Origin of the sequence: Catalinimonas alkaloidigena (assembly GCF_900100765.1) — a bacterium.
GTDB lineage: Bacteria > Bacteroidota > Bacteroidia > Cytophagales > Flexibacteraceae > Mooreia > Mooreia alkaloidigena.
Genome location: NZ_FNFO01000003.1, coordinates 130,765 through 150,377 on the forward strand (window position 1 = coordinate 130,765; position 19,613 = coordinate 150,377).

At 55.3% G+C, this 19,613-nt stretch carries 18 protein-coding genes; 8 read left to right on the top strand and 10 right to left on the bottom strand.

From position 1 onward, the window contains the following. Positions 1–33: 33 nt before the first annotated feature. The 6 genes from BLR44_RS07690 to BLR44_RS07715 all read left to right on the top strand — a co-directional run bounded on the left by BLR44_RS07690 (position 34) and on the right by BLR44_RS07715 (position 4,108). Complete coding sequence (locus BLR44_RS07690; RefSeq protein WP_089680993.1) at positions 34–531, top strand: DUF1573 domain-containing protein; 498 nt, start codon at positions 34–36, stop codon at positions 529–531. Positions 532–545: 14 nt separating this feature from the next. Further along, the gene (yajC, locus tag BLR44_RS07695; protein WP_089680995.1) at positions 546–854 is read left to right on the top strand and encodes a preprotein translocase subunit YajC; all 309 of its coding nucleotides are present in this window, start codon (positions 546–548) and stop codon (positions 852–854) included. Positions 855–943: 89 nt separating this feature from the next. Then, positions 944–1,828 (top strand): YbbR-like domain-containing protein, encoded by an 885-nt coding sequence (locus BLR44_RS07700; protein WP_143017176.1) that lies wholly within the window; start codon positions 944–946, stop codon positions 1,826–1,828. Then, positions 1,773–2,429, top strand: coding sequence for a dephospho-CoA kinase (gene coaE, locus BLR44_RS07705; protein WP_089680999.1), 657 nt, complete (start codon positions 1,773–1,775; stop codon positions 2,427–2,429). The genes BLR44_RS07700 and coaE overlap by 56 nt, the downstream gene beginning before the upstream one ends. Positions 2,430–2,500: 71 nt before the next feature. After that, positions 2,501–2,746, top strand: a complete 246-nt coding sequence (locus BLR44_RS07710) for a hypothetical protein (protein WP_089681001.1) — start codon at positions 2,501–2,503, stop codon at positions 2,744–2,746. Between the two features lie 171 nt (positions 2,747–2,917). Further along, a complete protein-coding gene (locus BLR44_RS07715; protein WP_089681003.1) occupies positions 2,918–4,108 on the top strand; it encodes a phosphoglycerate kinase in 1,191 nt (396 codons plus the stop codon). A 53-nt stretch (positions 4,109–4,161) separates the two neighbouring features. Here the strand turns inward: BLR44_RS07715 and BLR44_RS07720 are convergent, their stop codons facing one another. Both BLR44_RS07720 and BLR44_RS07725 read right to left on the bottom strand, forming a co-directional pair. Further along, the gene (locus BLR44_RS07720) at positions 4,162–5,220 is read right to left on the bottom strand and encodes a threonine aldolase family protein (RefSeq protein ID WP_089681005.1); all 1,059 of its coding nucleotides are present in this window, start codon (positions 5,218–5,220) and stop codon (positions 4,162–4,164) included. Positions 5,221–5,294: 74 nt separating this feature from the next. Further along, on the bottom strand, positions 5,295–6,251 hold the full coding sequence (locus BLR44_RS07725; protein ID WP_089681007.1) for a mechanosensitive ion channel family protein: 957 nt from the start codon (positions 6,249–6,251) through the stop codon (positions 5,295–5,297). A gap of 327 nt (positions 6,252–6,578) precedes the next feature. Between BLR44_RS07725 and BLR44_RS07730 the strand changes: the two genes are divergently transcribed. Further along, entirely contained in the window at positions 6,579–8,501 is a 1,923-nt protein-coding gene (locus BLR44_RS07730) for an alkaline phosphatase PhoX (RefSeq protein ID WP_089681010.1), read from the top strand. A 70-nt stretch (positions 8,502–8,571) separates the two neighbouring features. Further along, a complete protein-coding gene (locus BLR44_RS07735; protein WP_089681012.1) occupies positions 8,572–10,500 on the top strand; it encodes a cytochrome-c peroxidase in 1,929 nt (642 codons plus the stop codon). 68 nt (positions 10,501–10,568) lie between these two features. Here the strand turns inward: BLR44_RS07735 and infB are convergent, their stop codons facing one another. The 8 genes from infB to deoC form a co-directional block, all read right to left on the bottom strand. After that, positions 10,569–13,574, bottom strand: a complete 3,006-nt coding sequence (gene infB, locus BLR44_RS07740; RefSeq protein WP_089681014.1) for a translation initiation factor IF-2 — start codon at positions 13,572–13,574, stop codon at positions 10,569–10,571. A gap of 78 nt (positions 13,575–13,652) precedes the next feature. Next, on the bottom strand, positions 13,653–14,903 hold the full coding sequence (gene nusA, locus BLR44_RS07745) for a transcription termination factor NusA (RefSeq protein WP_089681016.1): 1,251 nt from the start codon (positions 14,901–14,903) through the stop codon (positions 13,653–13,655). Positions 14,904–14,907: 4 nt separating this feature from the next. After that, a complete protein-coding gene (gene rimP, locus BLR44_RS07750) occupies positions 14,908–15,378 on the bottom strand; it encodes a ribosome maturation factor RimP (protein ID WP_089681018.1) in 471 nt (156 codons plus the stop codon). 135 nt (positions 15,379–15,513) lie between these two features. Then, positions 15,514–15,870, bottom strand: a complete 357-nt coding sequence (locus BLR44_RS07755) for an MmcQ/YjbR family DNA-binding protein (protein WP_089681020.1) — start codon at positions 15,868–15,870, stop codon at positions 15,514–15,516. Next, positions 15,860–17,098, bottom strand: coding sequence for a Na/Pi symporter (locus BLR44_RS07760; protein WP_143017177.1), 1,239 nt, complete (start codon positions 17,096–17,098; stop codon positions 15,860–15,862). Before BLR44_RS07760 ends, BLR44_RS07755 begins: the two co-directional genes overlap by 11 nt. Before the next feature lie 170 nt (positions 17,099–17,268). Next, positions 17,269–18,456, bottom strand: coding sequence for a M20 metallopeptidase family protein (locus BLR44_RS07765; protein ID WP_089681024.1), 1,188 nt, complete (start codon positions 18,454–18,456; stop codon positions 17,269–17,271). 4 nt (positions 18,457–18,460) lie between these two features. Next, complete coding sequence (locus BLR44_RS07770; RefSeq protein ID WP_089681026.1) at positions 18,461–18,967, bottom strand: SPOR domain-containing protein; 507 nt, start codon at positions 18,965–18,967, stop codon at positions 18,461–18,463. After that, complete coding sequence (gene deoC, locus BLR44_RS07775) at positions 18,954–19,613, bottom strand: deoxyribose-phosphate aldolase (protein WP_089681028.1); 660 nt, start codon at positions 19,611–19,613, stop codon at positions 18,954–18,956. Before deoC ends, BLR44_RS07770 begins: the two co-directional genes overlap by 14 nt.

Consider the following 19,613-nt stretch of genomic DNA (forward strand, 5'->3'; position numbering starts at 1 on the left):
CATCCCGTCGCTCATTTTCTGAATAGTTTGGTTATGCGCAAAGAACTGATTACAGGAGCAACGCTGGCAGTCCTGGTGCTGCTGCTCCCGGCCTGCGAGTCGGGCCAAGCCGACAACTCGAAAGCGACTTCGGCCAACGAACTGGTTACCAACTCCAATACGGCCGATGCCTCTTCGGCAGGGGCTACGGCGGTGGCCGCCATCACTTTCGAAGAATCTAGTTACAATTTCGGCAAGGTGGTGGCTGGCGAAAAAGTGCGCCACATCTACAAATTCGAAAACACCGGCGCAGCACCGCTACTGATCCAAAGCGCGACGGCGTCGTGTGGCTGTACGGTTCCCACGCCCCCCAAAGACCCGATTCCCCCCGGTGGTACCGGAGAAATCACCGTTGAATTTAACAGCACCGGGCGCGCTGGCGAACAGGTCAACAAAACCATCACCGTGCTAGCCAATACTGAACCCAATACCACAAAACTTTCGCTGACCGGCGAGGTCCTTTCCGACGAGCAAGGCCCCATTCGCCAGTAAGCATCTTCTGCTCTATGCATTACTCTGTTCTTCTTCAAGCGGCTCCTTCGAGCAACGGCTTTTTGCAAATTGCCATGTTCGGAGCCATTTTCGTGGTCTTCTATTTTTTCATGATCCGTCCGCAGCAAAAAAAGCAGAAGGATCAGCGAACGTTTAGCGACTCGCTCAAAAAGGGCGACGAAGTCGTGACGATCGGCGGAATGCACGGACGGATTATGGAAGTCGATAAAGATACCGTCACCCTGGAGGTGGACCGCGGTATGAAACTCAGATTCGATAAATCGGCGATTTCGCTGGAATTCAGCAAGAAAAAGTCGTCATAACTTGAATGCGCTTTCAGGACATACCGGCTAGGCTGTTTCGGTCGCTTTTCAAAAAGCGGCCTGACGAATGGAAAGTAATCCTGTTGTGCATGGGGGTAGCGGCTACCATCTGGCTGCTCAACAAGCTGAACCGCGATTACACCACGCGTCTGTCGTATCCCATTGAGATTGATTACGACCAGAGCGAGGTGATTCCCATCCTGCCCCCTCCCAAAAGTGTAGAAGTAAACGTGACGGGCTACGGCTGGAACCTCCTGCGGCAATCGTCGTGGCTGGGCAAGCGGCCGCTGCGCTATACACCCTCCAACCTGCCAGCCACCCGTTACATCACCAACGCGCAACTGTACCCGGCCGTGCAGGAACAGTTGCCGGACCTGGAACTCAACTTCATCGTTCAGGATACCTTGTTCCTGGACTTCGACGCACGCGCCCGCCGCAAGGTGGCAGTGGTGGTAGACAGCCAGAAAATCTCGCTGGAAGAAGGCTACCGCATCGTGTCGCCCATTCGGATCGAACCCGATTCGGTCACGTTCGTCGGCGCGGCCTCACGCCTGGACGATCTGCCGCCGTTCCTGATGATCTCGATCCGGGAGAAGGAAATCTCAGAAGATTACGAAGAAGAGATTGAGCTGGACTATCCGCAGGACAACCTCGCGACGCTTCTCACGCCGCAGGTACGGGTCAGCTTCGAAACAGCGCTCTTCCGCCAGCAATCCATTCAGGTACCGGTGCGCGTGCGGAACGTGCCGTCGCAGCTCAAACAGCCGATTTTGCGCGATACGACCGTTCTGGTCAACTACTACATCAACACGGAACGGCCCACGACCCTAACGGTCGACAGTTTCCAGGTAACCGCCAATTTCCGACAGTTGAACGAAGATTCTACCCTGACCCTTACGCTGTCTCGCACGCCCGCCAATGTCTTCAACGTCACCCTCCGCCCCGTCCGCATTCCCCTCCGCGACTCCCTCTAAACCGCTACAGATCGGCATTACGGGGGGCATAGGTTCCGGCAAGAGTCTGGTGTGCCGCCTGTTTGCCCTGTTGCGCATCCCCATTTACGAAGCCGACGACCGGGCACGCTGGCTGATGAACCACGATCCGCAACTCACCGCAAGTGTACGCAGCGCCTTTGGCAACGAAGCCTACACGCCCGACGGTCAACTAAACCGTCCCTGGCTTTCGGCACGTGTTTTCTCCGACCCAGAGCAGGTGGCACAACTAAACGCACTGGTGCACCCACGCGTCGCCGACGACTACGGCGCCTGGGTCGCTGAACAACGGTCTCCGTACGTCATCAAAGAGGCCGCACTTTTGTACGAAGCGGGATCGTGGCAGCAGTTGGATCAGGTCGTGGTGGTTTACGCCGGAGAAGCCTTGCGTATCGCGCGCATTCGCCAACGCGACCCACACCGCAGTGCGGAAGAGATCCGTGCCATCATGGCCCGCCAACTGTCCGAAGACGAAAAAGTGAAGCGGGCCGACCATGTGATCTACAACGACGAGCGCCAGCTGGTCATTCCGCAAGTGTTGGCGTTGCACAACCAGTGGTGGGCATCCCGGCAGCCAAGTTGATGATCCTCAATAGATTATTTTGATTTATCGGGGAAATTCCTTTTCTTGATAAATCCACCAACGTATACGTTATGATGCACAAATACCGCAAACCTACCGGCTGGTTCCTGCTTGTGCTAGGGCCTTTCCTTGGCGCATCTAACCTGGTTACGCTCGCTTACACAGACTTTGACCTGACCGACGCCGTGGGCGCTCCCGGCACGCTTGGTAATTTTATGATCGGCTTCCTGGGCATGTCGCTCATGCTGACGGGCCGCAATCTGCTCCGCAAAACCGAAGATGCGGACACTGCCGACTACGAAACGGAGTTTACGTGAACGTCTACAAACCCTGAATACACGTCCGGCCCACCCGCCGGACTTTTTTTTGCCCTCCTCACAGAGAACGCAGGGTCGCGCAAAAGTTAACTTTTAGACCGCTTCTTCCCGATCTGTCGATTCTTCGTAAAATTGCCCGACGCAATTGCAACCCAACTTAAATGCTTGCTTATGAAGACCATCGATGATTTTAACTTCAACGGAAAGAAAGCCCTGATCCGGGTCGATTTCAACGTACCTCTCGATAAAGATTATAACGTAACGGACGATACCCGCCTGAAAGCGGCCGTCCCGACCATCCAAAAGATTCTGAACGATGGCGGAGCGGTGATTCTGATGTCGCACCTGGGTCGCCCCAAGGAAGGACCGACCGAAAAATACTCGCTGAAGCACGTGATCAGCTATCTGTCGGATGCCTTTGGGCGGGACGTGAAATTCGCCGACGACTGCATCGGTGAATCAGCGCAAAAGCAGGCAGCCGCGCTGCAACCCGGCGAAATTCTGTTGTTGGAAAACCTTCGCTTCTACAAGCAGGAAGAAAAAGGCGACCACGACTTTGCGAAGAAGCTGGCGGCGTTGGGCGATGTGTACGTGAACGACGCCTTCGGTACCGCACACCGCGCGCACGCTTCGACGGCTATCATTGCCGAAAACTTTGCACCCGAAAACCGCATGACGGGCTACGTGATGCAAGCCGAACTGGAAAACGCCGACAAAGTCCTCAAAAATGCAGAACGACCGTTTACGGCCATTATGGGCGGCGCGAAGATTTCTGATAAAATTGAGGTGATCCATCAGTTGTTAGATCGTGTCGACAACCTTCTGATCGGCGGGGGCATGTCGTATACGTTTGCCAAGGCGCAGGGCGGCAACATCGGCAACTCGTTGCTGGAAGAAGACAAGCTGGAACTGGCGCGTGAACTGATGGCGAAAGCCAAAGCCAAAGGCGTCAACCTCTTATTGCCCGTCGATTCGGTCGCGGCCGAAGCATTCGACAACGAGGCGAAAACCCAGGTAGTGGGCAACGGCAAAATTCCTGACGATTACATGGGGCTCGACATCGGCCCGGAAACCCGCAAGGCTTTTGCCCAGGTGATCAAGGAGTCGAAAACGGTGCTCTGGAACGGCCCGATGGGAGTATTTGAAATGCCCAACTTCGCCAAAGGTACCGAGGCCGTCGCCGAAGCCATTGCCGAAGCCACGAAAAGCGGCGCCTTCTCGCTGATTGGCGGGGGCGATTCGGCTGCGGCCGTTAACCAACTAGGGTTCGGCAATGACGTATCGTACGTTTCTACCGGAGGCGGGGCCTTGCTCGAATACATGGAAGGAAAAGAACTGCCCGGCGTGGCAGCACTTTCTTAAAAAAAGAATGCATAGAAAAAAGCCGCTTCCGGTCTCGGAAGCGGCTTTTTCGTTTATAGCGTAACGCCCTGAGGCGCGTATGCCTGCAGCGCTTCCAGCGTCTGGGTCAGCATGACATCGTCGATGTCCAGATGCGTCACCATGCGGATGTGTTTGGGGCCAAAACCACTCGCCAAAATCCCGCGTGCTCGCAAGTAGGCCAGCAGATCGGCCGGCGCGAGTCCTTCTCTCAGAGAGAAAATCACGATATTAGTTTCGGCCGGATAGACTTCGCCAACGTACTCCAATCCGGTTAATGCCTTAGCCAGTTGGGCCGCCCGACGGTGGTCGTCCGCGAGTCGATCTACCTGGTGATGAAGCGCATACAGCGCACCTGCGGCTATGTAACCAGCCTGTCGCATACCACCGCCAAACACTTTTCGGTAGCGCCGGGCCTTGTGTAACGCCTGCGCACTCCCGATCAGTACCGACCCCACGGGTGCTCCCAATCCTTTGGAAAAGCAGACAGAAATCGTATCGAAACACTGACCATATGCCTTCGGATCGTCGCCCGTTGCCACCAAGGCATTGAACACCCGCGCACCGTCGAGATGGCAGGCGATGCCCCGCTGCCGACAGAGGGCCGCTACTTCCTGCATCTGTGCCAAGGGGTAACAGCACCCGCCGCCCTTGTTGACGGTATTTTCCAGTGCGACTAACGTGCTGGGCGGAAAGTGCAGGTCGTCAGGATTCAGGTTGGCTGCTACCTGGGCGGCGGTCATCCGCCCCCGGTCCCCGTCGATCAGCCGCACCGAAGCGCCGGCGTTGAAGGCGATCCCCCCCCCTTCGTAGTTGTAAATGTGCGCCAACCGGTCGCACACCACTTCGTCGCCGGGTTGTGTATGGAGTTTGATGGCAATCTGGTTCGTCATCGTGCCCGAAGGGCAATAAAGCCCCGCTTCCATCCCGAACCATGCCGCCGTCGCCTCTTCCAGTTGGCGGACGGTTGGGTCCTCGCCATACACATCGTCCCCCACGTCTGCACGCATCATGGCGTCCAGCATCCCTGCCGTGGGGCGGGTAACCGTATCGCTCCGGTAATCAAGGAGCTTGTTTTCTCTCGCTGTGCTCATACTACAATCCTACAAAAAAGCCGGTACGTAGTTGCGTACCGGCGTGAAGTCAATTCGTAAATTCAACACGTAGGTCAGTGGCCTCCCTGATCTTGGCCGTTTTCGAGTACCAGCGGATTGTCCCAGAGTTTTTCGCCGCCTTTGATGCCGAAATCCAGCGTGCGAATTGGGAACGGAATCATGATGTCGTTTGCGTCATACGCCTCTTTGATGGCAATAATGCCCTCGCTCAGGGCCGTGAGGTACTCGGGTTGTTTATGAAAGCTCACCCAGTAGCGTACCGTGAAGTTGATCGAGCTGTCGCCAAATTCTTTGAAGAAAAGCGTCACGCCCGCTTCTTTGTCGATCATGTCGAGCGACTCGATGGCCTTAATGGTGATCTCGCGCACTTTCCGGAGATCGTCACCGTACGAAACTCCCACGTCGAGGTCGACACGCCGCCGCTCTTCCATCGTGTAGTTTTCGATGGCCGAGCCGTATACATCTTTGTTCGGCAGGTAAACGATCTGCCCCTGAAACGTCCGGATCACCGTGTCGCGCAGGTTGATCTGCATCACCGTCCCGAAAAAGTCGTTGGATTTGATGATGTCGCCTACCCGGATGGGCCGCCGCACGGCCATCAACATCCCGGCCATGAAGTTGGCGGCGATGTCCTGAAACGCAAAGCCTAACGCCAGACCGATGATTCCGGCCCCGGCCAACAGCGACGTAACGGCCCCTTGCAGTTGCAGGACGGTCAGCGCAATGAAAATGCCCAGCGCCACCAGCCCGATGAAGATGAGGTTCACCATCAGGTCGGCAATAGCGCGGCTGTGCGTGAGGCGGTGCAGCGGTTTATCGACTATCCGCCGAACGAGCCGACCGAGAAAATAAAAGATCAGAAAGATCAGAATGGCGACCACCAGGTTGGGCAGCATGATGATGATCTTCTCGACCCATCCGGTCACTTTATCCCATACGCCGTTGATAGCCTCATTAACGTTAACCTGTGCTTCTTCAACTTGTGCTTCTTCAACTTGTGCTTCTTGCATAAATAATGATGTGAGACAATGGGTGCCGCCTCAGGAGCGGGCGGCAGGAGGCTCCTCCGTTTATCTACGGAAGATGCTTCCGAAGTGTTTATGCTTTCTTCAGTAGCATTTAGATAAAACTCAGATAATAAAGCTTTTATACATTGTTTTTACTTTTTCGAAGTTGGTCGATCGCCTGATCCATCCCCCTATGCACCCGCTTGGATTTTTTCGCCTCAGCTCGCCCGATTCATGAAGATTTATTCATAACAAGGATATAACGTGGTGATGAAAAACAGGTAATCCGCCGCCAGCAACTTTGTGTCTACACACAATGAACTCCTTGCTATGAAAAAGCTTTACGTACCGCTACTGGCCGCCGCCATGGCAACGTCCGCCTACGGCCAGTCCCCGTTCCCCGTCGATATTTCGATGGCGGATTCGGCAGATTGGAACACCTCTGTCGTTTTGCACCCTTCTCCCCTGAAGTACCAAGTGCTGTTTGTGGGTGGCCTCGATTCGGTCGCCACGCTCGATAACGCCCAACACCCGAACGGTTTTGCGCTCGCCAAAGAGTGGCACGACTTCATCGGCTTTACGCCCGACACCGCTAGCGGCACCAGCGATCTGGGCTGGATTTCGGTCAACCACGAGATGATTCTTGCCGACGATAAAATTGGTGACGGCGGCGGCATGACCGTTTTCAAAGTACAACGCGACGCCGCAACCGACACGCTGGTGATTGTCGAGCAAACCCTGCCCGACAGCCGGATCGGCAAATTCTTCAACGTGGATTTTGTGAACACCGTCGGAGAAACCGGCATGAACTGCGGAGGCATCACCTCAGATGCCGACGGACGGATCTGGACCGCCGAAGAGTGGTTTCAGGGCAGCAATTCTGCCATCAGCAGCAACGGTGGCGGCATCACCGATACCAGCAATTTTGAGTTTATGACCGACATCGCTGGCCTGTCGGGCGAAAACGGCACCATGCTTCCCAAGTACCAGAACTTCAACTGGATGGTAGAAATCGACCCGCGTACAGCCAGCGCGGTTCGCAAGCAATACAACTGGGGACGGCAGGGTTTTGAAGGCGGTGCGGTACTGCCCGACAACAAAACCGTTTACCTGGGCGAAGACGGTACGCCCGGTCTCTTCAGCAAGTTTATCGCCGATACCCCAGGCGATTTTACCTCCGGCAAGCTCTACGTGTATACTTATCCGGGCGAAGAGGCTACCGGTCCTGACGATTACTGGGTAGAAGTAGACAACAGCGACCTGGACGTTATGCTCAACCTTTCGGCCGGTACCGATTCGGCCTATGGGCTGAAAGCAGGCGCGGCGATGTTCAACCGGGTCGAATGGGTCGCGTATAACAAACTCGACGGAAAAATCTACTTCACCGAAACAGGCAGTGACTCACCGGGTAAAGACCTGGCCGAAGGCGCTGCCAAAGGCGGAACGATGGCTCCTTACTGGGCCAAAGCGTACCGGATGCGCTACGAAGCCATGACGGGCGAAGCGTTTGCAGGCACCGATGCCGAAGCCATTGACTCGGTCCTGGCGGGCAAATTCAACAACTACTACGGCCGCGTGCTGGTGTACGATCCGACAACCGGCGAAGTCGACATCGTGGTGGAAGGCGGGCCTTACCTGCCTTCGTCGCCTGAATACGCCGAATATCCTGTGAAACATCTGGCGAACCCTGATGGCATCAACGTGATGTACATCAACGACAAAGCGTACCTGACCATCTGCGAAGACTTGAACGGCACCTCGTTCGGACGCACGCCCGAAGGCGTCAGCAACCGCACCTGCGAACTGTTCATGCTGGATCTTGCGATCTCTAACCCCACGGTCAACGATCTGGTGCGTGTCTCGGTGGTGCCGCTGGGCGCGGAAGTGACCGGCGCCTGCCCTACGCCCGACGGCAAAACCCTGCTGGTCGATGCACAACACCCCAGCGACGAGAACCCTGCTCCCTACAACCACTCGCTGACGTACGCCATCACCGGCTGGGACCAGGCCCAGATTACGGATGCAGAGTTGCCCCTGGACGCCGAGATTGGCTTCCAGATTTATCCGAACCCGATCTCGCGTGAACTGCGCCTCAATGTCTCTTCGCCGACCGACGTCGCGATTTACGACAACATGGGACGCCGCGTTAAAGTCTACCGTCAGGTGCGTTCGGTCGATGTATCGGACTTGACCTCCGGCGTTTACTACGTCCGCAACGCAGAAGGACAGACGCGCAAACTTATCGTCCAATAATTGTTTTTCTCCACTGTATCCGGTGCAGCCTTCGTGGTTGCACCGGATCTTTCTATTCTACCCCGCTGCCATGCGCACGTTCTACGCCCTACTGACTACCGTGCTCCTGTTTGCGCTGGTGGTCACCGCTTTCACCACGCAAGAACTGCCCACAACTGCGCTGCGCGAACGCTACGTACGCGACCTGACCGCTTTTCAAGCGTCTCTGGCTTCGCTGGCCAAGACCAGTGAAGCTTACGATGGCACGGCAGGTGCTTACCAGCGCTTGCAGCAAGCGTACTTTCGCAGCCGCACTGCTTATAAACGGATTGAGTTCCTGATCGATTACCTGGATCGGGAGGCAGTACAGCGGCAGATCAACGGCGCGCCGCTACCCAAGCTCCTGGAAACCGCGCCGAGCCTTACCATCTTGGAACCTAAGGGGTTACAGGTAATCGATGAACTGATGTTCGAAGAGACGCTGGATAAAGCAGCGCTCGTTGGGACGGTACACACCCTACAACAGCATGTTCAGGCCTTGGCTGAATACCAGCGCCGCCGCCCCCTACTCGATCGTCACTTTTTTGAAGGGACCCGCTTTGAGCTGATCCGCCTGCTGGCCCTGGGCATCACCGGCTTCGATACGCCCGGCTCTTTGCACGCCCTGCCCGACACGCGCGCGGCCCTTCAGGCCATGTCCGACCACGCCCAGCTCTATACTCCCGCGCTGACGCGCACCGCTCCCGACGTAGCTACGCGTCTACAGACCCACTACACAGAGGCGATTGCGTACCTGGACCAGCACCAAGATTTTGCTACGTTCGATCGCCTTTACTTTCTGCGCCAGTATCTGAATCCTTTGTTTAAAACCACGCTGGAAGCCCAACTGGCCCTGGGAATCGAATCGACGCCCGAGACACAACCGCGTACCACTCGCTTTGCCACCAACTACCAGGCGGACAACATGTTCAGCGCCGATTTTTTGCAGGCCGATTACTTTATGCGTAACGCAGCGCCTACCTCCGCACAGGTCGAACTGGGGAAGCTTCTTTTTTTCGATCCGGCACTTTCGCAAAACGGCGAACGCTCCTGTGCGTCCTGCCACCAGCCGGAACGCGCCTTCACCGACGGACAGGATAAAAGTGTAGCGATGGATTTTAACGGAACGGTGCTGCGCAATGCGCCTACGTTGCTCAACTCGGTATTCGCCGACCGTTATTTCTACGACCTGCGCGTCGATGTGCTAGAAGATCAGTTCGAGCACGTTGTAACGGGCAAACTAGAGTTCCACAACGATTATTTCACCATCATCGAAACCCTCGGGCGTAGTCCAGAGTACCTTGCGCTATTCAAGGAAGCATTTCCCGAAGCGGGTCATCATGCCCTTAGCAAACCTACCATTGCCGCAGCCCTCAGTGCGTACGTGGCTTCGTTACAGTCGTTTAACTCGCCTTTCGATCAATATGTGCGCGGCGAACTCGACACACTGCAACCGGCCGTTATACGAGGTTTTAATCTTTTTATGGGGAAAGCCGCCTGCGGTACCTGCCATTTTGCTCCGACCTTCGCCGGTCTGGTGCCGCCCTTCTACGAAGAGTCCGAATCAGAAGTGTTGGGAGTGCCAGCCACAATCGATACCCTGCATCCTGTTTTGGACGAAGATCTGGGCCGGTACGACGGTCGTCTGAAAGAACGTGCTCCTTTCTATCGTCATTCTTTTAAAACCACTACGGTCCGTAATGCTGCGCTTACGGCTCCCTATATGCACAACGGGGTGTACGAAACGCTGGAAGAAGTCATTGATTTCTACAACAAGGGCGGGGGCACGGGTTTGGGGCTCGAGGTCCCTGATCAGACGCTGGCACCCGATCCGCTGGACCTGTCCACGCAGGAAAAGCAGGACCTGATTGCCTTTATCGGTGCCCTGACCGATACCACCGGCCTAACGGAAAGGCCCGCCCGTTTGCCTTCGTTCGAGGACCCTGCCTTGGCCAAACGTACCATCGGCGGAACGTATTAGTACCGATCAATCCATAAAAAAGCCCTGCCAGCGTTGCTGACAGGGCTTTTTTATATTCGTGTGACGACCTATAACGTCCGTTTCACTTCGCGTTCTTCGAACGATTCGATCACGTCACCCACTTTGATGTCGTTGAAGTTTCTGATGCTGATACCACACTCGTAGCCAAAGCGGACCTCCGCAACATCGTCTTTGAAGCGCTTCAGCACATCGACTTCACCCGTGTAGACGACGATGCCCTCGCGGACAAGGCGAATATGGCTGTTCCGTTTGATATACCCATCGGTCACATAACAACCGGCTACGGTACCCACTTTCGAAATCTTGAAGACTTCGCGCACTTCGACGTTGCCCACGATTACCTCTTCTACCTTCGGCGCCAGCATGCCTTCCATGGCATCCTTGATCTCGTTTATGGCGTCGTAGATCACCGAGTAGAGACGGATTTCGATCTCTTCGTTCTCGGCTAGTTTACGCGCATTGACCGAAGGTCGTACCTGGAAGCCCACGATGATGGCATCGGCCGTAGAGGCCAGCATAACGTCCGCCTCGGAGATCTGCCCCACCGCTTTGTGGATGATGTTCACCTGAATTTCCTCGGTCGAAAGTTTCAACAGGGAATCCGACAGGGCTTCTACCGAACCGTCGAAGTCGGCTTTCACGATGACGTTCAGTTCCTTAAATGAACCGATGGCCAGGCGTCGACCAATTTCATCCAGCGTGATGTGCTTGCGTGTGCGTACACTTTGTTCGCGCAGGATCTGCTCCCGGCGCGTGGCGATGTCGCGGGCTTCGCGGTCGCTCTCGTACACTTTCGCAATATCACCTGCTTGTGGTGCACCATCCAGACCCAGTACCTGCACCGGTACCGAAGGCCCGGCTTCTTTCATGCGGCCTCCGCGGTGATCGTACATGGCTTTTACACGACCGTAGTGCGACCCGGCTAAGAGCACATCACCGATGCGCAATGTACCGCCCTGAACCAGCATGGTCGCCAAGTACCCCCGGCCTTTGTCGAGCGAGGCTTCGAGAATAGTCCCTACGGCAGGCTTGTCTGGATTGGCTTTCAGATCCAATAGCTCAGCTTCGAGCAGCACTTTTTCCAGCAATTCAGAGATACCCTGACCTGATTTGGCCGAGACTTCTTCACTCTGGTATTTTCCACCCCACTCTTCGACCAGGATGTTGATACCGGCCAACTGTTCGCGAATGCGATCAGGGTTGGCCGTGGGCTTATCTACTTTGTTGATGGCAATTATGATCGGAACCCCCGCCACTTGTGCGTGGTTGATGGCCTCCTTCGTTTGGGGCATTACACTATCGTCCGCCGCTACCACCACAATGACTACGTCGGTTGCTTTCGCACCCCGTGCACGCATGGCCGTAAAGGCTTCGTGACCCGGTGTATCCAGGAAGGTGATCTTTTTGCCCGTATCGGTTTCCACTTCGTAGGCCCCGATGTGCTGGGTAATCCCCCCGGCTTCGCCTTCGGTGACGCGGGTTTTCCGGATGTAGTCAAGCAACGAGGTTTTCCCGTGGTCGACGTGACCCATGATGGTCACGATCGGAGCACGCGGTACCAGATCCTCTTCGCTGTCTTCGACGATCTCAGCCTGTTGCATCTCATCTTCCGCCTTGTAAAATTCGACTTCGTAGCCAAATTCGTCTGCGATGATGGTGATGGTTTCGGCGTCGAGGCGTTGGTTGATCGAAACGAACATACCCATCGACATGCAGGCCGAAATAACCTGGTTGACCGATACGTTCATCAGCGAGGCCAAGTCGTTGGCGGAGATAAACTCCGTCACGCGGAGTTTCTGCGAAGCTTCCTGCTCCTGCATCATCCGCTCTTCGCGTGCATCGGCAGCGGCCGACCGCTTCTCCTTCCGGTAACGTGAACGGCTTCGGCCTGAGCCCTTGCCGCCACTCAGGCGCGCCAGCGTAGCTTTGATCTGCTCCTGGATCTCCTTATCGGTAGGCTCTTCGCGCTTGACCGGCTTTTTGCCTTTGTTGTTGTCTTTGGGCGCGGGACCACGTCCTCCGCCACCGGCGGGTGCCGCTTTCCCTTGTCCAGAAGGTGTGTTGGCAACACGAACGCGCTTCCGCTTCCGCTTCTTCTTGTCGCCGTCGGCAGCATCCCCCGGTTTGCCGGTCGATTTACCACGACCGCGGCGATCGTCGGGCAATTCGATTTTGCCCAGTACGGTCAGCCCTTTCAGGGTTTTGGCCTTGGCTTCGATCAGCTCCGGATCTTTTTCCTCCTCTTCGGCCTGAGGTGCCTTTTCGGCAGGCTTCTCAGCCGCCGGTTTCGGCGCAGGCTTTTCTTCACGCGGAGGCGCGACTGGGGGCTTGGGTTGCGGTGCTGCCGGCTTTTGCGCGACAGGTGCTTCTTTTTTCTCCTCTTTAGGAGGCGCAGGCACTTCCGCTTTTTTCTCCTCCTTTGGAGGCGTTACCGCTTCGGGAGCTTTCGGCTCCGCTTTGGGAGCGGCGGGCGGCGGGGTTGGCGCAGCGGGCTTCTCGGCGACAGGCTTTTCTACCGGTGCTGCCGGAGTGGCCGGTTTCTCTACGGCGGGTGCTTCTTTCGGCTTCTCCTCCACTTTAGGCTTTGGAGCCGCTTCAGGTTTAGCATCCAGGTCGATCGTGCCCAGCACTTTTAGTCCTGGAAGTTTGGCACGGATCACCTCTTTCTCACCTTTGGTTTCTTCTTTCTTCTCCTCTTTGGCAGGAGCAGATTTGGGAGCTGTTTTGTCTGATCCCGCCTCACGACGGGCGTTCCCGTAATCACGAATCATCAGGTCATCGTCGTCTGCATCATGGCGATCCCCCTGCGCAGTGTTAATCACTACGTTCTCACCATGCTTATGCCCAATGGTAATGCCCGATGCTTCCTCTTTCGCCAATGCCGAAGACTCAAACTCCTTGGCCAGCATGTCAAACTGATCCATAGTGATCTTGGAGTTTGGGTTATTTTCAATCTTAAAGCCGCGGGCCGACAGGTGCTCAGCAATCGTAGATGTCCCTACGTTGAGCTTCCGTGCCGCCTGGCTTAATCGCATGGTCCTGACCTCTGACATATGTTAAATTTGGTACCTGTCAGTGGGCATTCCCACCTGACAGACTTTTCTGCAATTTCTGGTTTTTATTTCTAAAAACTATTCTTCTTCGAATTCTTGCTTCAGAATCTGAAAAATTTCGTCAATCATTTCTTCTTCCAACTCCGTACGCCGCAGAAGGTCTTCTCTTGAGACAGAAAGCACGTTCTTTGCCGTATCCAGTCCAATCCGCTTCAACTCCTGAATCATCCAGGTATCGATTTCGTCGTCGAATTCCTCCAGCGGAACGTCGTCTTCGATCTCGTACCCTTCGTTGTCGCGGAACACGTCGATTTCCATATCGACCAGACGGCTGGCCAGCTTGATGTTCTGCCCACCCCGGCCAATGGCCAACGACACCTGATCCGGCTTCAGAAACACCGATACGTGTTTCATTTCCGACTCTATCTTGATGGTACTGATCTTGGCCGGGCTCAACGCACGGCTGATGAACAACTCCAGGTTGTCGGTATAGTTGATGACGTCGATGTTCTCGTTTTCCAGTTCGCGCACAATGCTGTGAATACGCGATCCTTTCATTCCTACGCAAGCGCCTACCGGATCGATGCGGTCGTCGTACGACTCTACCGCTACTTTGGCGCGCTCGCCCGGTTCGCGTACCACGCGCCGAATCGTAATCAGGCCGTCGTACACTTCGGGAACTTCGTTTTCGAACAACCGCTCCAGGAACACCGGCGACGTGCGCGACATGATGATGCGCGGCGTGCCGTTGACAATCTCCACCCGGTGCACAATGGCCCGCACGGTATCGCCCTTGCGGAAACGGTCTTTCGGAATCTGTTCGTTGCGCGGCAAGATCAGTTCGTTCCCTTCCTGATCATGCAACAAAATTTCGCGCGATAAAATTTGGTATACCTCTCCGGTGATGATTTCTCCCACCAGATCTTTGTATTTATCGTATAACCGGTCTTTCTCCAGGTCTTTTACTTTCTGAATCAGCGTCTGGCGCGCCGTCATCACCATCCGTCGGCCAAAATCGGGCAACTTCACTTCTTCTGCCAGTTCCTCCCCAATCTCAAAGTCTTCCTCAATTTTGCGCGCTTCCGAAATTTTCACCTGACGCGTCGGGTCCAGCTCGGGTTCGTCGTCGGCCACGATTTCGCGGAAACGCCAAATCTCCAGGTCACCTTTGTCGACGTTGATGATGACGTCGAAATTCTCGTCGGTGATGTACTTCTTCCGGATCATAGACCGGAATACATCTTCCAGAATACGGATCATCTGCGGCCGGTCGATGTTTTTTTGCCGGGCAAAATCCGAAAACGAATCAATGAGTACTTTGCTGTCCATATACTTACTTAAAAGATACCTGCACCTGCGCCTGGTTGATCTGGCTAAAAAGCAGGTCGCGCGGTTGAGTGGTGGCTTTTTTACCTTTTTCTTTACGGGTTTCGAGCACTACGATCCCGTCGTGATTCACTGACTCCAGGCGACCGGTTACCGTTTCTCCTTCCGTCAGGGTTACGTTTAGCGTTCGTCCGATGTGTTGCGGGTACTGTCGTGGTTGTGTAAGCGGAAAGTCAACTCCCGGTGAGGAAACCTCAAGCGTATAAGCATTCCCGAACAAGTTAAGTTCCTCAAGGCGCTCTCCTAACCAACGACTTACTTTAGCGCAGTCGTCGATCTTCACGCCTGAGTCTCCGTCCAGCAATACCACTACCTTCGGGCGTTGCGCACTTCCTTTTACCTCTACCGCTACCGGAAACAGGGAGCTGCCGGCCAGGTGCTCCTGCACCATGGCGGCGATCTGTTCGCGTTGTTCCAATCGTTATTTTAGGATGCGTAACAAAAGAGGGGACTTGCGTGTCCCCTCCACTGAATTCTAAGAATTCAATGGTGCAAATTTATGTAAAAAAGCAAAACATATCAATGCCTCCTGTCGCCAAGGTGGCAATTTTCGCTAGTTGCCGGCGGCCAGTGCTTCGCGCACTTGCCGGGGCAGCCCACTTACTACCAGCTCGTACGAATCGCGAATCCACTGGCGAATGTCGCGGTCGGCCAGGTCTTCTCGCAGCAGCAGGGTGTTCCAGTGCCGCTTGTTCATGTGGTAGCCGGGCACCACGCCACGGTACTTTTCGCGTAGCTCAACGGCTTTTTCCGGATCGCACTTTACGTTGATACTGCCGAATTCCTCAATACCCGACAGCGCAAAAATTTTTCCTTTGACCTTGAACACAAGGGTCTCTTCCCCAAACGGCAGCTCTTCCGTCACACCGGGGAACGACAGACAATACTCGCGGTATTCTTCAATGTGCATCGGCAGTGGCAGTAGGGTTGGCGTCCTGAGGCAGCACGGTCTGTTTCTTTTCTTTCCGCTGCGCATTGCCTACGGATGGCTCTTCGACCGAGTAGATGAGCAGAAACGGAATCAGAAAGAAAACGCAAATCAGATAAATAAAGCTCACCGAACGCGTGCGGGCATTGGCCAAGCTTAACCGCTGCGCCAGCCGGAGGGGAATTTCGCGGGTAAACGGAAAGGGGAAGAAAATCATCACGCCAAGCACGTTAAACAGGACGTGTGCAAATGCAATGCTCAACGCCGCTTCGGAGCGGGGCAGGGCCGCCAGCACCGCCGTAAACGTGGTGCCGATGTTGGCTCCCATGATGAACGGAAAAGCGCGCTTCAGACTCACCTTTCCGGTACCAACCAGCGGAACAGTCAACGAAGTAATGATGGAACTGGACTGAATGGCGGCCGTCAGGCCGGTTCCCCACAGAAGGGCCTTGAAATCGCTGCCAAAGACGTACCGATCGAACCGACGCCGCGATTTCCCGATGATGACTTCTTTCATCACCATCGACAACTGCTGCAACGAAAAAAACAGCAGCAGCACAGAAACAAACACCAGCAACAGCGGATACCCGACCATCGCCTCGCCCAGCCAGTGGGCTAACGGCGACACGGTGACGGAGAGCACATCGAAAGCCAAATCGATGTTTTTACCGCCCGACGTGTTGAACAGATGCGTAATGTCGGTCGCCAGATGGGACAACAGACCGAAATAATACTCCAGCGGAAACAAAATGACCGCTGTCAGGATGTTGAAGATGTCGTGAATGGTAGCGGCTGCAAACGCCTTCCGAAACTCTTTCTCGCGGATAATGTGCGCCATCGAGACGATGGTGCTGGTAACGGTTGTCCCGATGTTGGCTCCCATGATGATCGGCACCGCATTTTCGAGGCTGATGGTGCCTGACGCTACAATGGCCACGACCATGGCCGTAATGGTGGAACTACTCTGCAGAATGGCGGTAGACAGCAACCCGATGAACAGGGACACGAAGGGGTTGGCCATTACGCTGATGATCTCCTGAGCGATGTCGCTGTTGAGGAGGCGAAAGGCGCTTCCCATGCTTTCGAGCGCTACCAGAAAAGCATACAAGGCCACTGCCATCCAGAGGAGTCTGAGTAGCGTTTTGATCCGCGATGATAACACTACGTGGTCTTCAGCGGCTTCCGGCATCAACGGTTCGTGCGACAACACACGGGATTTCTTTTCTATATTCAACACTAATGGCCCAATGTCGCAGGGATCGAAAAAATTAGCCAAAACTACGCCATTCCGGACGATTCTTGTAAAGTGTCGTCCCGGGATAACGCTTCCAAGACACAATTTAACAAATTGTTAACATACCGTAACGGAGTAGGGATGCCTCAGGGCTGCAATTGGCGGATGGCGAGCCAGGCCATAAGTCCCGCGCCGATGGGAAGAGCGCTTTCGTCGATGTCGAAGGTAGGTGTATGTACGGACGAGGTAATCTGCCGGGCTTCGTTGCGTGTGCCCAGCCGGTAGAAACAGGCGGGTACATGATGTGTGTAGTAGGCAAAATCTTCGGCGGCCATCCACATGTCCAGATCGACCACGTTTTCGGCCCCCAGGTACTCTTCCGCATAGCCGCGCAGGGTCTGCGCCAGGTCCGGATCGTTCTTCAGGAAAGGGTAGCCTTCCACAATGTTGAACTCGCACGTGCCGCCCATGCTTTCTACCAATCCTTCCGCCATCTTTTTCATGCGCTGCAGGGCATCTTTGCGCCACGCTTCGTCCATGGTCCGAAACGTACCTTCCAGGTAAACCTGATTCGGGATGACGTTCGTAGCACCTTCGGCAATGAAACGCCCGAACGACAGCACACTCGGAATTTTCGGGTTGGCGTTGCGGCTCACGATCTGCTGAAGCGCCACCACCATGTGCGAAGCAATCAGGATCGGGTCGATGTTCATTTCGGGCATCGCACCGTGGCCGCCCTTGCCTTTGACGGTTACGTACAGCTCGTCAGCGCTGGCCATGTACATACCGGAACGGAAGCCCACTTTCCCGGCCTCGATCAGGGGCATTACGTGCTGCCCTACAATGGCATTTGGTCGTGGCGATTCCAGTCCGCCCTCTTTGATTACCAGCGTAGCGCCGCCCGGTGCTTTTTCTTCGCCCGGTTGGAAAATCAGCTTAACGGTGCCTTCAAATTGGTCGCGTAACTGGTTCAACACGTACGCGGCGCCCAGCAACGAAGTCGTATGGACATCGTGTCCGCAGGCGTGCATTACACCCGGCCGCGTGGAACGATACGAACGGTCGTCTACTTCCTGAATGGGCAGGGCATCGAGGTCGGCACGCAGGGCAACGGTTTTCTTTTCCGGATGTTGACCTTCGATCAGGGCCACCACGCCCGTCCCGGCAATTGGCTTCGGCGCTAGCCCCCATTCGGTCAGGCGACTTTTTACGAACTCCGCTGTCTCGTGTTCTTCAAAAGATAGCTCAGGGTGAGCGTGTAAGTGCCGCCGGATGGCGACCAGTTCGTCCGCTTGACGAGCAACTAATTCTTTAATCTGCCGGGCTAGATCCATGCATTCAGCGATTACTCTGGGGGAGATTGACCCGTTCGTCCACGATGGTGGCCGTCGGGAAATGTTCTTTCAGCCGGACCAGCGCTTTCTGCGCATCCAGCCGGTCGGTATAATCTCCCACCTTCAGTTTAAACGTGGGTTGGTTGTAAGATAGGTAAACGTCAACGTTCGGGAAATCATAATAAACGCGCTCTTTCGCTTTGTTGGCCTCTTCGCGGCTCGTGCCGGTATACACCTGCACACGGTAGCCCTGGGCGTAGCGGATCTCCCGGTTTTTTTCACTGGCCTTTTCCATCAGATCATTCACCTCGTCGTTAATCTGATGGGTAGGCGTTACGTCGGCGACTGCTCCTCCGCCACTGGCAACAACGGCGTCGCCCTCAACCGTAGGACGGTAGGCCGCCAGGCTTTCTTTGTAAGTGTAGACGCGCTCCGTGGTTTTCTGAGGCGTTTTGCAACTGGCCAGCAGAGCCACCAGCAGGATCGGGGCGAGAACGTTATTCCACTTCATGATGAACTTCAGTTAAAAGAGCCGACGTGCCGATGCGCGTAGCGCCGGCTTCCAGAAAAGCCATGGCTTGTTCGTAGGTCCGGATTCCTCCGGAAGCTTTGACCCCAACGGTATCGGGGAGCCAGCGCCGCATCTGATACACAGTACGGATGTGCGCGCCTTCAGGTGCGAACCCGGTCGAGGTTTTTACAAAATCTACGCGCGCTTCGGCGCACAGGTCACACGCACGTTTGACTTCGTCTTCGTCCAGGTAGGCGGTTTCGAGGATGCATTTCACGACCCGCCGGGCCTGATGCGCCACGGTGGTCAGTTGCTGAATTTCCGTGCGGACGTAATCGTACTGCTGCGACTTGAACGCCGAAATGTTCATCACGAAATCTAGTTCGTCGGCCCCGTCGTCAATCAGTCGGATCAGTTCGCTTAGTTTCTCGTGCAACGAAATATACCCCAGCGGAAACCCGACTACGGTACCCACTTTTACGGACGTACCGGCAAGGTACTCAGCGGCCTGCGGTACCAGATACGGTGGAATGCAAACCGACGCAAAGGCGTGATGGCGTGCCTCTTGCAGGTGCGTTTGAAACGCCTGCTGCTCCAGAAAGGGGCGCAGCGCCGTGTAGTCGATGTAGGAAGCCAGCTGTTGCAT